Genomic DNA, 12,109 nt, shown 5'->3' on the forward strand with positions numbered 1-12,109 from the left:
CAACCGCGCCTTCACCGGAAACAACAACCCACGGAAAAGAAAATGGTTTCCGGCCAAGCTGAGGCCGGCGGCATCCTTCTACCGCGCGGGTGGTTAACAGATCATCCCACTCCCAGCGGAGACATCGCGATGATCGACAAGAGCCGCATCCAGCAGGGCGCCGAGCTGGCCTCGGCCGAGGGCAACCCGCTCGGCCGGGTGGAGGGGGTGGTCGAGGATTTCCTCAGCCTCACCCGCCCGGATGGCAGCCGCGCCTATCTGCCGCTCAGCGCCCTGGCCGAGAGCGAGGGCATGCGCCTGACGACGCTGATGCGCCAGGACGCCGCCGTCTCCCTGCTGCAGGACAGCCCGGAGCCGGGCGAGCCGGGCAGCAATGCGCTGACCTCCTCCTGAGGCCCGGCCGCAGCCCGGGGCCGTGAGCCCGGGGTGACGTGGCCAGCCTGTCCATCGCAATGCAGGGGCGGGCCGTGACAGCGGCCCGCCCCTTCTTGTTTGCCGGGATGTCTGGCCCCGCCGCTACCAAGGCGAGCGGCGCCGTGATGCGGGCGATGACCGCACAGCTCCAGCGGCCGCGGCCCGGCCGGCTGGCTGTCCCGCCTCCCCCTGCCCCGTCCGGCCTGGCTTCGCCGATTCGGCCCACCCGCCGCCATCGCGCTGCCGGCCGGGTTGAAGGGCGACCCTGATCCCGCCCCACAAATGCGAACGGGGCCGCCGAAGCGACCCCGTCCCCACCCGTCAGCGGCAGCCTGAAAGAAATCAGCCCTGACGCTCGACCATCATCTGCTTGATCTTGCCGATCGCCTGGGCCGGGTTCAGCCCCTTCGGGCAGGTCGCGGCGCAGTTCATGATGGTGTGGCAGCGATACAGGCGGAACGGGTCCTCGAGATTGTCGAGGCGGTCGCCGGTGTATTCATCGCGCGAATCGGCGATCCAGCGATAGGCCTGCAGCAGCACGGCCGGGCCCAGATAGCGGTCACCGTTCCACCAGTAGGAGGGGCAGGCGGTCGAGCAGCAGAAGCACAGGATGCACTCCCACAGGCCGTCGAGCTTGGCGCGCTCCTCCTTGGACTGGCGGCGCTCCTCATCCGGCGGCGGCGGGGTGTCCGACTTCAGCCAGGGCTCGATCGAACGCAGCTGGGCGTAGATGTGCGACAGGTCGGGCACCAGATCCTTCACCACCGGCATATGCGGCAGCGGGGTGATGCGGACGTCCTTCTTCACATCCTCGATCGGCTTGAGGCAGGCCAGCGTGTTCATGCCGTCGATGTTCATCGCGCAGGAACCGCAGATGCCCTCGCGGCAGGAGCGCCGGAAGGTCAGCGTCGTGTCCACCTCGTTCTTGATCTTGATCAGCGCGTCCAGGACCATGGGCCCGCACTTGTCGAGATCGATCTCATAGGTGTCGTAACGCGGGTTCTCCCCCGTATCGGGGTCGAACCGGTAGATCTTGAAGGTCTTGACGTTCTTCGCGCCGGGCTCGGCCTTGTGCGTCTGCCCGGTGCCGATCGTCGAGTTCTTCGGAAGCGTGAAGGTGGCCATCTGTACCCGCTCCTTCCTCAGTAGACGCGCGGCTTGGGCGGGAAGACCTGGACCTCGTTCGTCAGGGTCCGCATCTTCACGTCGCGATAGTCGAGCGTGACCTTGTAGTTCTCATCCACCCGGGCGAGGCTGTGCTTCATCCAGTTGACGTCGTCGCGCTCCGGATAATCCTCATGGGCATGCGCGCCGCGGCTCTCATGCCGGGCCTCGCCGCCGACCACCGTGGTCAGCGCGTTGCCGATCAGGTTGTCGAGCTCCATCGCCTCCATCAGGTCGCTGTTCCAGATCAGCGAGCGGTCGGCGATGCGGATGTCCTTATAGGAGGCGGCGACCTTCGCCATCTTCTCGCAGCCTTCCTTCAGCAACTCGGAGGTGCGGAAGACGGCGGCGTGGGTCTGCATGGTGCGCTGCATGTTCAGCCGCAGCTCGGAAACCGAGATGTCGCCCTTGGCGTGGCGGACGCGGTCGAGGCGGTCGAGCGCCATCTCGCCGGCCTTGGGCGGCAGCGGCGCCTGGGTGGCGCCCGGCTTGATGGTGGCGGCGGCGCGCAGCGCGGCGGCGCGGCCGAACACCACGAGGTCGAGCAGCGAGTTGGTGCCCAGGCGGTTGGCGCCATGCACCGAGACCGAGGCCGCCTCGCCCACCGCCATCAGGCCGGGGACCACGCGGTCCTGGTCGGTGCCGGTCGCGGCCAGCACCTCGCAATGAATGTTCGTGGGGATGCCGCCCATGTTGTAGTGGACGGTCGGCAGCATCGGGATCGGCTCCTTGGTCACGTCCACGCCCGCGAAGATCTTCGCGGTCTCGGAGATGCCGGGGAGGCGCTCATGCAGCAGCTCGGCGCCGAGATGCTCCAGATGCAGGTGGATGTGGTCCTTGTGCGGGCCGACGCCGCGGCCCTCGCGGATCTCCATCGACATGGCGCGGGAGACGACGTCGCGCGAGGCCAGGTCCTTCGCGGTCGGGGCATAGCGCTCCATGAAGCGCTCGCCCTCGGAATTGGTCAGGTAGCCGCCCTCGCCGCGCGCGCCCTCGGTCACCAGGCAGCCGGAGCCGTAGATGCCGGTCGGGTGGAACTGCACGAACTCATTGTCCTGCAGCGGCAGGCCAGCCCGGAGAACCATGCCGCCGCCATCGCCGGTGCAGGTATGGGCGGAGGTGCAGGAGAAATAGGCGCGGCCATAACCGCCAGTGGCCAGCACCACGGTCTGGGCGCGGAAGCGATGCATGGACCCGTCTTCCAGGTTCCAGGCCATCACGCCGCGGCAGGCGCCTTCCTCGTCCATGATCAGGTCGAGGGCGAAATACTCGACGAAGAACTCGCAATTATGCTTCAGCGACTGCTGGTACAGCGTGTGCAGGATGGCATGGCCCGTGCGGTCGGCCGCGGCGCAGGCGCGCATGGCCGGGGTCTTGCCGTAATTCTGCATGTGGCCGCCGAAGGGCCGCTGGTAGATCTTGCCATCCTCGGTGCGGCTGAACGGCACGCCGAAATGCTCGAGCTCGATGATCGCCGGCACGGCCTCGCGGCACATGTATTCGATGGCGTCCTGGTCGCCCAGCCAGTCCGACCCCTTGACGGTGTCGTACATGTGCCAGCGCCAGTCATCCTCGCCCATATTGCCCAGCGCGGCGCCGACGCCGCCCTGCGCCGCCACGGTGTGGCTGCGGGTCGGGAAGACCTTGGTGATGCAGGCGGTTTTGAGGCCGGCGGCACCCATGCCGAAGGTCGCGCGGAGGCCGGCGCCGCCGGCCCCCACCACGACGACGTCGTAGGTGTGGTCCACCACGCGGTAGGCGCCCGAGGAGGGCATGGTGATCGCGTTCATCGTCCCGATCTTCCGTCAGAGATGCGGCGGTCGCAGGGGGAAGCCGCCATTCCAGATACCGTTAAGCGTCAGATAGGCCGGCCCGGCATCTGGCAAGATGCGGAAGCCCGCACCCGCCGCATTCGGGCCGCCCGGATCAGAGCGCGATCTTCAGCACCGCGATGGCGGAGAGCAGACCGAACAGCCAGCAGGCGGCCTTGACCGCGAGGACCGAGAGCATGCGGGCGAACTCGCCCCGCACATAATCCTCGATCACCACCTGCAGGCCGGAGGCGGCGTGCTGGAAGGACAGGCCGATCGCGGCCAGCAGCAGCACGGCGTTCAGCGGATGGGCGATCCAGGCGATGGTCGCCTCGTAGCTCTTGCCGGCCAGGCCGGCCACCGAGATGACGAACCACAGGGTCAGCGGCAGCAGCGCCATGGAGCTGACGCGCTGCATCCACCAGTGATGCGTGCCCTGCTTGGCCGAGCCCAGGCCGCGCACGCGGCCCAGCGCCGATTCCATGCGCAGGGAGGTGGTCTGCTTCTCGCTCATATGCCGCTCCTCAGCCCCAGGCGATGATGACGATGAGCCAGGTCAGCACGGTCAGCACCGCGGTGCCGATCAGCACGGCGCGGCCGGTGCGGTAGGTGGTCGGCAGGTCGAAGCCGTAGCCGGCATCCCACATCAGGTGCCGCAGCCCGGCCAGCGTGTGGTACCAGGCCACCGCGGTCATGCCGAACAGCATCAGCATGCCGAGGAAGGAGGACAGGAACCACTGCACCGTGGCGAAGGGCCCGGGGCCGGCGGCGGCGGCCAGCAGCCACCAGGCCAGCACCAGCAGCCCGACCGACCAGGCGCAGCCGGTCACACGGTGGGCGATGGACAGGCCGCTGGTGATCTGCAGCATGTCATAGACCTGCAGATGCGGCGACAGAGGCCGGTTCACGCGCGTTCCGTCGGTGCGGCGACCCACCATGATCGCCTCGCGCGCGTCTTTCATACTCGACATGGACCGATCCCGCTCCGCCACGTTTTGAGACGCCCCGACGCCCCGGCCTGGGCAGAGACCGGACAGGAGCGATGCAGCCTTTTATGGTGCGGTGCCCTGTAGCGTCAACGCGCGGCCCCTGTCTTGGCCCCTTATGGCAAAGGCCAGGTTAAGCGGCACCGCCTCCGGGCCGGTCCCGGGCCGCCCCTCCGCCGCCCCTCATCCCGCCCGGATCGCCCCCGGATCGCCCCTTTGGCCGCCCCCTGGAGCGCCCGCCGCGGCCCGGCGACTCGCCCGGCGCGCCGCGGCGGCCCGGCAGCCCCGCGGCCGGCGCAGGGCAGGACATGCGAAAAAGCCGCGACGGCCCTGCGGCCATCGCGGCTGTTCCCGGGACGGGTCGCCCCTGCCCGAACCGGCCTGCCGCGCCGGGGGCGGGCGCATCCTGCCGGATCTCCTGGCCGGGCCCCGAAGGCCCCGGCCCTTCCCTCTCCGCCGGCCGGTCGGCCGGCGGCGCGGCTCAGTAGCCGCGGTAATAGCCCGGCGGCGGGCCGTAGGGCCGCTCCGGCGTCGTCGCCGCGCCACCCACGGCGCCCAGCGCGCCGCCGATCAGCGCGCCGGTGCCGGCATTGCCGCCGGTCAGGCCGGCGACACCGGCGCCGGCGCCGGCGCCCAGCAGGCCGCCGCCGATGGCGCGCTGGCCGGGATTGTAGGGGTCCGTGCAGGCGGCGAGGCCGAGGCCCATGCCGGCGACCAGACCCAGGCGAACGATGGTCTTGCGCATGTCAGCTCCTCCTTGCGTGCTTCAACGCCGTCAGGCTCGGCCGGATGCGGGACGAATTCAGGGCGGACAGATGGCCAAGCTGCCGCAATTCCACACAGTCGCGTGAGGCAGGCCGATTCCGCTGAAAAACCGCCCGGCCCGCGCGTCGGGCGCGCAAAAAAACGGGCGGCCCGCCGGCCGCCCGCTCGTCCTTCCAGGCCGGGCTGTCCGGCGTCAGGCCGACTGCTTCTCCAGCAGCCCCTGGCGCACCAGCTCCTCGGCGATCTGCACGGCGTTCAGCGCGGCGCCCTTGCGCAGATTGTCGGCCACGCACCAGAAGGCCAGGCCATGCGGCACGGTCGGGTCGGCGCGCAGGCGGGAGACGAAGACCGGGTCCTCGCCCGCCACATCCACCTGCGTCGCGTAGCCGCCATCCTCGCGCCGGTCGAGCACGGTGATGCCCGGCGCCTCGCGCAGCGCCGCCCAGGCCTGCTGCACGGTGATCGGCCCCTCGAACTCGACATGCACCGCCTCGCCATGACCGATGAAGGCCGGCACGCGCACGCAGGACGCCACCACCTGGATATCGGGGTCGAGGATCTTGCGGGTCTCGACCGCCATCTTCCACTCCTCCTTGGTGAAGCCGTCATCCAGGAACTTGTCGATATGCGGGATGCAGTTGAAGGCGATCGGCTTGGTGAACACCTCGGGCGTCGCCGCGTCGTTGACGTAGACGCCGCGGGTCTGGGTGAACAGCTCGTCCATCGCCTCCTTCCCCGCGCCGGAGACCGACTGATAGGTGGAGACCACCACCCGCCTGATGCGCGCCACCTCGTGCAGCGGCTTCAGCGCCACCACCATCTGGATGGTCGAGCAATTCGGGTTGGCGATGATGTTGCGCTTGCGGAAGCCGCGCAGCGCGCCCGGATTGACCTCCGGCACCACCAGCGGCACGTCATGGTCCATGCGGAACTGGCTGGTGTTGTCGATCACCACGCAGCCCGCCGCCGCCGCGCGCGGCGCATGCACCGCCGAGACCGAGGCGCCGGGCGAGAACAGGCCGATATCGACGCCCGTGAAATCATAGGTCTCGAGATTCTGCACCTTCAGCACGGCATCCTCGCCGAAGGACACCTCCCGCCCGGCCGAACGGCCGGAGGCCAGCGCGATCACCTCGCTGACCGGGAAGTTCCGCTCGGCCAGGGTCTTGAGCATCTCGCGCCCCACATTGCCGGTGGCGCCGACGACCGCGACACGATAGCCCATGATGGCAGCTTCCTTTCCAACTTGCCTGCTCCGCGCAGGCCCCGCGCGATACCCCCTCCCCCCGCCCCCCCGCAACTTTTCTTTCGGGCTGCCGCCGTCGGGTGGAAAAGCGGGACGTGGCACTCAGGGGATGCGGCGGTGGAGGGGGAGCGGCGCCGCGCTGTCCGCCCACGCCCGGCCAGGCCGGACCTCCTGCCCCCTCCCAACCCCGCGCCCCGTCCCCATGCCGCGTCCCACCTCCCCCCCGACGGCGGCAGCCCGAAAAAAAGACTTGGCGAGGGAGGGGGGTGGGGGCATCTCCCGGGGCGTGTTGCACATCCTGAAATTATGCGTGGGGCCGCGGGACGTGGCCTCGCTGCGGGCGGCGCAGGAGCGGCGCGTGGCGCTGGACCCGCCGCTGCGGCACCTGACGCGGCAGATGCCGAAGCGGGCCGAGGAGATCCTCGACGGCGGCTCGCTCTACTGGGTGGTGGCGGGGTTCTGCTGCGTGCGGCAGCGCATCCTCGACATCCGCGAGGAGGCGGGCCAGGACGGCACGCCGCATGCGGCGCTGGTGCTGGACCCGGCGCTGGTGGCGGTGGAGGCGCGGCCGGTGAAGCCCTTCCAGGGCTGGCGCTACCTGGCGGCCGAGGCCGCGCCGGCCGACATCGCCAGCGCGGCGGCGGATGCCAGCGGCGTCTCCGCCCTGCCCGAGGCGCTGCGGCGCGAATTGCAGCTGCTCTGCCTGCTCTGAGCCGGGCCGGCGGCGCTTCAGGCGGTCGCTGCAGAGCGGATCGCAAGCGCCTGAGCATAAACCCGTATCGTTACCGTTAATTCAGCGCCGGCCCATCCTGGCGAGAGGCCGGGCCCGCCATGCTTCCTGTCAGGGGCGAGGCCGCCCCGACACAGGAAATGCACCGATGCTTCGCCCGCTTCGCCTTCTGATCGCCGCCTTCGCCCTGGCCGCTCCGCTGGCCATGACCAGCTTCGCGGGCACCGCCGAGGCCCGCACCACCCGGGCCCAGGCCACGGAGCAGTCCGCCACGCAGCAGCAGCCGCGCCGCCACCACGCGCAGCGCAGCCAGCGGACCCGCCAGGCGCATGCGACCGCCGGCAAGCGGCATCGCCAGCACGCGGCCCGCACCCGCCGCGCCACCCAGCGCACCACGGGCTGACAGTTTCGAATCCGGCGGCGGATTTAATTCCCGGCAGTTCGCCGCCGATCGGCCGATCCTTCCCGGTGACGGCCGCTTGGGCCGGTCGGAGCAATCCGACCGGCCCTTTTTCTTTCAGGGCCGGCCGCCGCTGGCGGCCGGCGGCGTCGCGCCAACGGCGCGCGGCATCCCTTGCCAGCGGCGCGCGGCATCAGCGCCAGCGCGGCTCGGCGGTCAGCGGTGGCGGGGCCGCGTCCTCCGGCGCCTCCGGCCCGGCGACATCCGCCGGCGGCCCGGGCAGGGGCGGTTGCGGCGGCGCGGCGCCCGATTCGACCTCGACCAGCGTCAGCAGCCCTTCCAGCAGCAGCGCCGGGCTGGGCGGGCAGCCGGGGATGACCAGATCCACCGGCAGGGCGGCGCCGATGCCATCCTCCACCGCATAGGATCCGGCGAAGACCCCGCCGCCCAGGGCGCAATCGCCCACCGCCACCACCCAGGACGGATCGGCCATACAGGCATGGGCGCGCTGCGCCGCCTCGGTCATGGCCCGCGTCATCGGCCCGGTCACCAGCAGCACATCGGCATGCCGGGGGGAGGCGACGAAGCGCAGCCCGAAGCGCTCTAGGTCGTAGACCACGCCCTGCAGCGCGGCGATCTCCAGCTCGCAGCCATTGCAGGAGCCGGCATCGACGCTGCGGATCGCCAGGCTGCGGCCCAGCCGGCGGCGGGCCGCGCCCTGCAGCCGCTCGGCCAGCGCCGCCACCGTCTCGGGCTGCGGCGCGGGGGCGGGGCCGGTCAGCGGGCGGCGCAGCGCGCCGCGCAGCATGCGGGGCCAGAGCATCCTCGTCCCTCCTACAGATCCACGCCGGCGACGGAGGGGTTGAGGCTGGCCCGGCACAGCGCCGCATCGCCCACCTCCCTCCCCTCCATCGCCGCCTCCAGCAGCCGCCAATGCAGCCAGGACGGGTCGCGCGGGAAGGCCGCGCGGATCCGCCCCATGGCATCCAGCGACAGCCAGCACAGCACCTCGCCGCGGAACCCTTCGACCACGCCGAGCCCTTCCGCGCCGCCCTCCGCCGAGCCCTCCCCCAGGGGCGGCAGGGCCTGGCGCAGCGCGCCGGCGGGCAGCGCGCCCAGCAGCGCGGCGACCAGCGCCTGGCTCTGCGCGATCTCGTCGAAGCGCAGCGCCAGCCGCGCCGCCGCATCGCCCTCCGCCCGCAGCGCCGGCACCAGGCCAAGCTGGTCATAGGGCGCGTAAGGGTAGTCCGCCCGTGCATCCAGGGCGCGGCCGGCGGCGCGGCCGGGCAGGCCGGCGGCGCCCAGCGCGGCGGTCAGTTCCGGCCGCACCGTGCCGCAGCCCGACAGCCGCTCCTGCAGCCCGGCATGGCGCTCGACGATGCGGCGGATCGGCGGCAGCTCGCCGCGCAGCAGCGCCATGGCCTCGGCGATCCGCGCGGCGCCCTCGGGCGAGAGGTCGCGCGCCACGCCGCCCGGCACGATGCCATCCATCATCAGCCGGTGGCCGAAGCCGGCGCCGGCGGCGCGCAGCACCGCCTCGCGCAGCGCGCCGCAGCGCGATTGCGGCCAGGCGAAGCCGGCCTCGGCGCAGATCCCGCCAATGTCGTGCAGATGGTTGGCGATGCGCTCCAGCTCCGCCATCACGCCGCGCAGCGCGGCGGCGCGGGCGGGGGCGGCGATGCCGAGCGCCCGCTCCGCCGCCAGGGCGAAGGCCCAGGACTGGGCCACGGTGGAATCGCCGGCGAGGCGCGCCAGCAGCGGCGCCGCCTGCTCCAGCGCGCGGCCACGCAGCAGCGCCAGCACGCCGCGATGCGCATAGCCCAGCAGCGCCTCCATGCGCAGCACCGTCTCGCCGCGCACATGCAGGCGCAGATGCGCCGGCTCGCCGATGCCGCCCTGGATCGGGCCGAGCGGGATCTGGTGCACCCCCTCCCCGGCCACGACGCGGAATTCGGGCTGCGGCACCGCGCCGCTGCGCGGCGGCGGCGCGGCGGAGAGCGGCGCGCGCATCGCCCAGCGGCCATGGTCCAGGAAGGGCCGCGCATCGGTGGCGCCGAGCGCGCTCCAGCCGGTGAGGTCGGCGATCATGCGCTCGAACCACTCCGCCCCCGGCCGCGCCGGGGAGAGCGCGGCATAGGCGCCGCCCTCCACCGCCACGCCGGCCAGCAGCGGCGCGGCCGCGCCGGGGGCGCGGAAGGCGGCGTGGACCATGCCCTCCCCCGGCCAGAGGCCGAGCAGCTCCAGCTCCGGCTCCTGCCGCAGCGCCGCCGGCAGGGCGGCCCAGGCGGCGGCGTCCAGATGGTGGTGGAAGGCGGCGCGCGGGCGCCCGGCCAGGATCAGGCGGGTGGCGGGCCCGGTCATGGCAGCAGCCCCGCCGCCTCGGCCAGCAGCGCGCCGAGCGGCGCCGGCAGGGCGATGCCGAGCAGCAGCGCCGCCGCCAGCGCCAGGCCGAGCGGCAGCAGGGTCCGGCTCTCACCCCCTGCCCCCGGCGCCGCCGGGACCCGCAGCAGACGGTGCAGCGCCCGCAGCAGGGACAGGGCCAGCAGCAGCAGGCCGATCCCGAGCGGCAGGGAGAGCCAGGACAGCCGCGCCGCCATCTGCTGCACCAGCAGGAAATCGCTGGCGAACAGGGCAAAGGGCGGCAGCCCGGCCAGCCCCAGCAGCGCCAGCGCCAGGCCACGCCGCGCCCCGGGCCGCAGCGCCGGCCAGCCGGCCGCCCTGGCGGCGCCGAGGCCCGGCACCAGGAGCAGCCCGCCCAGCAGCAGCAGCGCGCCCATCAGATGCAGCAGCCCGGCGAGCGAGGCCGGCCCGCCCAGCCCGAAGCCGATGCCGGCCAGGCCGAGCTGCGCCACGCCGCACCAGCCCGGCAGGCGGCGCGGCCCGCCACGCCCGGCCAGCAGCGCCGCGGCCGCCAGCAGCAGCGCCAGCATCCCGGCGGCCAGCAGCAGCGCCCCGGGCGAGGGCAGGAAACCCGGCATCACCGCCAGCCCCGCCACCGCCCGGATGCGCGCCACGGCGTGCAGCGACGCGGCCCCCAGCAGCAGCGCCGCCAGCAGCGGCAGATGCGCCGGCCCGCCAGCCGGGCCCGGCCGGCCCACCCGGCCGGCCAGCGGCGGCAGCAGCAGCAGCATCAGGCTGGCCTGCGCCACCAGCAGGCAGGCGAAGCCGAGGCCGAGCAGCGCCGCATCGGCCTCCCGCGCCACCAGGCGCAGCGCGGTCCAGGACAGGGCGGCGTCGCCGGCATGCGGCGCGGCGGCGATGCCCAGCAGCAGCACGCCGAACAGCGCCAGGGCGACGGCGACGCCGCCGGCCAGCAGCACCCGCCCGGCCACGGCGCGGCCCAGCCTTCCGCCCTGCCCGGCCAGCAGCAGCGCCAGGGCCAGCACGCCAGCCTGCACCGCCAGCCCCATCAGGCCGAGATGGTCGGCCAGTAGCGCCAGGTGATGCGCGCCCAGCGCCAGCTGGTAGCCGGCCAGGCTGCCGCGGGACGGCCCGCCCCGCCCGGCCGGCGCCACCGCCCAGGCCAGGGCGCCGCACAGGCCGAGCAGCGCGCCCGGCAGCAGCAGCGCCAGGTTCAGCGCGTCCAGATGCAGCAGCCCCGCCGTCTCGCGCGGCAGGGCGAAAAGCGACAGCGCCAGGGCCAGCCCGCCGGCGCTGGCCAGCAGGTTCAGCCCCAGCAGCGGCAGCCGGGGCAGCGGCAGCAGCGCCAGCAGCAGCGCCGCGCCGGGCGGCAGCAGGATCAGGAGTTCCAGCATCAGCGGGGATCCCCGCCCGGAAAGCCACGGAACGCCGCGCCCGGATCGTCACGATGCGCCGCGCCGGGGCCATCGCGGCGCTCCGCGTTCAGGACTTCCTGGCGCTCCGCGCCAAATTCATCCCGGCGCTCCACGCCGGGAGGGTCGCCGGAGGCCGCCACCGGGCGGCGCCACAGCGCGGCGCGGCGGGCGGCACCGCCCGGCCCCAGAGCCAGCCAGAACGCGGCGGCGGCCAGCGCCAGCAGCAGCGCCGCCGCCGGCAGCCCCGCCGCCAGGCGCAGCCCGGGCAGGCCGGCGGCCAGCAGGGTCAGCCCGTTCTCCATGCCGAGCAGCCCCGCCACCAGCGAGGCCGGATGGCGGCGCAGCACCAGCAGCAGCAGGCCGAGCAGCAGCACCGACAGCGCGATGGCCAGATCCTCGCGCGAGGCGCGCGGCCAGGGCAGCGCCTCGCCCGCCGGCAGGACGGTGCCGACCGGCAGCACCGCCAGGCAGGCCAGCACCACCAGGGCCAGCCCGGCCAGCAGCGGCCAGGCGGCGCCGCGCGGCGCGGCCGGCATCGGCAGCGGCGGCGACAGGCGGCGCAGGGCGAAGGGCACCAGCAGCGCCTTGGCCAGCCCGGCCAGGGCGGCAAGGCCGAGCAGCCCGGCATCGCCCAGCAGCAGCGCCTGCCAGCCCAGCGCCAGCGAGGCCAGCCCGCCCTGCAGCGCGATCAGCCCGGCGAGCGCCGGCAGGCGGCGCGGCGGCAGCAGGGCGAAGCCGGCCAGCAGCACCAGCCCGCCCAGCAGATTGACCAGATCCTGCGACCAGGGGTTCATGGCAGGGGGCTCATCGGGCGCGC

General features: G+C 73.3%; 13 protein-coding genes. 3 read left to right on the forward strand and 10 right to left on the reverse strand.

The window, feature by feature from the left end:
- The first annotated feature begins 129 nt into the window (after nt 1-129).
- A complete protein-coding gene (locus QE401_RS13470; protein WP_307138695.1) occupies nt 130-393 on the forward strand; it encodes a hypothetical protein in 264 nt (87 codons plus the stop codon).
- 363 nt (nt 394-756) lie between these two features.
- Here QE401_RS13470 and QE401_RS13475 read toward each other — a convergent pair whose 3' ends face one another.
- From QE401_RS13475 to QE401_RS13500, 6 genes are all read right to left on the reverse strand, one after another.
- Nucleotides 757-1,539 carry a succinate dehydrogenase iron-sulfur subunit gene (locus tag QE401_RS13475; protein ID WP_307138696.1) on the reverse strand — a complete coding sequence of 261 codons (783 nt, stop codon included), beginning with the start codon at nt 1,537-1,539 and terminating at the stop codon, nt 757-759.
- Nucleotides 1,540-1,556: 17 nt separating this feature from the next.
- Complete coding sequence (gene sdhA, locus QE401_RS13480) at nt 1,557-3,368, reverse strand: succinate dehydrogenase flavoprotein subunit (protein WP_307138697.1); 1,812 nt, start codon at nt 3,366-3,368, stop codon at nt 1,557-1,559.
- A gap of 136 nt (nt 3,369-3,504) precedes the next feature.
- Nucleotides 3,505-3,903 carry a succinate dehydrogenase, hydrophobic membrane anchor protein gene (gene sdhD / locus QE401_RS13485; RefSeq protein WP_307138698.1) on the reverse strand — a complete coding sequence of 133 codons (399 nt, stop codon included), beginning with the start codon at nt 3,901-3,903 and terminating at the stop codon, nt 3,505-3,507.
- 10 nt (nt 3,904-3,913) lie between these two features.
- Nucleotides 3,914-4,360: a succinate dehydrogenase, cytochrome b556 subunit gene (sdhC, locus tag QE401_RS13490; protein ID WP_307138699.1), complete on the reverse strand. Its 447-nt coding sequence runs from the start codon at nt 4,358-4,360 to the stop codon at nt 3,914-3,916.
- A 496-nt stretch (nt 4,361-4,856) separates the two neighbouring features.
- On the reverse strand, nt 4,857-5,120 hold the full coding sequence (locus QE401_RS13495; RefSeq protein WP_271137340.1) for a hypothetical protein: 264 nt from the start codon (nt 5,118-5,120) through the stop codon (nt 4,857-4,859).
- A gap of 213 nt (nt 5,121-5,333) precedes the next feature.
- The gene (locus QE401_RS13500; protein WP_307138700.1) at nt 5,334-6,365 is read right to left on the reverse strand and encodes an aspartate-semialdehyde dehydrogenase; all 1,032 of its coding nucleotides are present in this window, start codon (nt 6,363-6,365) and stop codon (nt 5,334-5,336) included.
- A gap of 223 nt (nt 6,366-6,588) precedes the next feature.
- On the opposite strand from QE401_RS13500, the gene QE401_RS13505 reads away from it, so the two are divergent.
- Together QE401_RS13505 and QE401_RS13510 are read left to right on the forward strand one after the other, a co-directional pair.
- Nucleotides 6,589-7,098: a DUF1489 family protein gene (locus tag QE401_RS13505; RefSeq protein ID WP_307138701.1), complete on the forward strand. Its 510-nt coding sequence runs from the start codon at nt 6,589-6,591 to the stop codon at nt 7,096-7,098.
- Nucleotides 7,099-7,264: 166 nt separating this feature from the next.
- Entirely contained in the window at nt 7,265-7,519 is a 255-nt protein-coding gene (locus QE401_RS13510) for a hypothetical protein (RefSeq protein ID WP_307138702.1), read from the forward strand.
- Nucleotides 7,520-7,709: 190 nt separating this feature from the next.
- On the opposite strand, the gene QE401_RS13515 is transcribed toward QE401_RS13510, so the two are convergent.
- Genes QE401_RS13515 through QE401_RS13530 form a run of 4 tightly spaced genes read right to left on the reverse strand, consistent with a single transcriptional unit; the run spans nt 7,710 to nt 12,086 of the window.
- Nucleotides 7,710-8,339 (reverse strand): NADH-quinone oxidoreductase subunit B family protein, encoded by a 630-nt coding sequence (locus QE401_RS13515; RefSeq protein WP_373461441.1) that lies wholly within the window; start codon nt 8,337-8,339, stop codon nt 7,710-7,712.
- Between the two features lie 11 nt (nt 8,340-8,350).
- Nucleotides 8,351-9,877 carry a hydrogenase large subunit gene (locus tag QE401_RS13520; RefSeq protein ID WP_307138703.1) on the reverse strand — a complete coding sequence of 509 codons (1,527 nt, stop codon included), beginning with the start codon at nt 9,875-9,877 and terminating at the stop codon, nt 8,351-8,353.
- Nucleotides 9,874-11,271: a hypothetical protein gene (locus tag QE401_RS13525; RefSeq protein ID WP_307138704.1), complete on the reverse strand. Its 1,398-nt coding sequence runs from the start codon at nt 11,269-11,271 to the stop codon at nt 9,874-9,876. The genes QE401_RS13520 and QE401_RS13525 overlap by 4 nt, the downstream gene beginning before the upstream one ends.
- Entirely contained in the window at nt 11,271-12,086 is an 816-nt protein-coding gene (locus QE401_RS13530) for a hypothetical protein (protein ID WP_307138705.1), read from the reverse strand. The genes QE401_RS13525 and QE401_RS13530 overlap by 1 nt, the downstream gene beginning before the upstream one ends.
- Between the last annotated feature and the right edge of the window lie 23 nt (nt 12,087-12,109).

The organism is Pseudoroseomonas cervicalis, assembly GCF_030818485.1.
GTDB lineage: Bacteria > Pseudomonadota > Alphaproteobacteria > Acetobacterales > Acetobacteraceae > Pseudoroseomonas > Pseudoroseomonas cervicalis_A.

Excerpts from the sequence above, each read along its gene's own strand:
- sdhA (WP_307138697.1), bottom strand. The coding sequence starts at position 3,368 with ATGAACGCGATCACCATGCCCTCCTCGGGCGCCTACCGCGTGGTGGAC.
- sdhD (WP_307138698.1), bottom strand. The coding sequence starts at position 3,903 with ATGAGCGAGAAGCAGACCACCTCCCTGCGCATGGAATCGGCGCTGGGC.
- sdhC (WP_307138699.1), bottom strand. The coding sequence starts at position 4,360 with ATGTCGAGTATGAAAGACGCGCGCGAGGCGATCATGGTGGGTCGCCGC.
- QE401_RS13530 (WP_307138705.1), bottom strand. The coding sequence starts at position 12,086 with ATGAACCCCTGGTCGCAGGATCTGGTCAATCTGCTGGGCGGGCTGGTG.
- QE401_RS13510 (WP_307138702.1), top strand. The coding sequence starts at position 7,265 with ATGCTTCGCCCGCTTCGCCTTCTGATCGCCGCCTTCGCCCTGGCCGCT.
- QE401_RS13470 (WP_307138695.1), top strand. The coding sequence starts at position 130 with ATGATCGACAAGAGCCGCATCCAGCAGGGCGCCGAGCTGGCCTCGGCC.
- QE401_RS13495 (WP_271137340.1), bottom strand. The coding sequence starts at position 5,120 with ATGCGCAAGACCATCGTTCGCCTGGGTCTGGTCGCCGGCATGGGCCTC.
- QE401_RS13525 (WP_307138704.1), bottom strand. The coding sequence starts at position 11,271 with ATGCTGGAACTCCTGATCCTGCTGCCGCCCGGCGCGGCGCTGCTGCTG.
- QE401_RS13505 (WP_307138701.1), top strand. The coding sequence starts at position 6,589 with ATGCCGCGTCCCACCTCCCCCCCGACGGCGGCAGCCCGAAAAAAAGAC.
- QE401_RS13475 (WP_307138696.1), bottom strand. The coding sequence starts at position 1,539 with ATGGCCACCTTCACGCTTCCGAAGAACTCGACGATCGGCACCGGGCAG.
- QE401_RS13500 (WP_307138700.1), bottom strand. The coding sequence starts at position 6,365 with ATGGGCTATCGTGTCGCGGTCGTCGGCGCCACCGGCAATGTGGGGCGC.
- QE401_RS13520 (WP_307138703.1), bottom strand. The coding sequence starts at position 9,877 with ATGACCGGGCCCGCCACCCGCCTGATCCTGGCCGGGCGCCCGCGCGCC.
- QE401_RS13515 (WP_373461441.1), bottom strand. The coding sequence starts at position 8,339 with ATGCTCTGGCCCCGCATGCTGCGCGGCGCGCTGCGCCGCCCGCTGACC.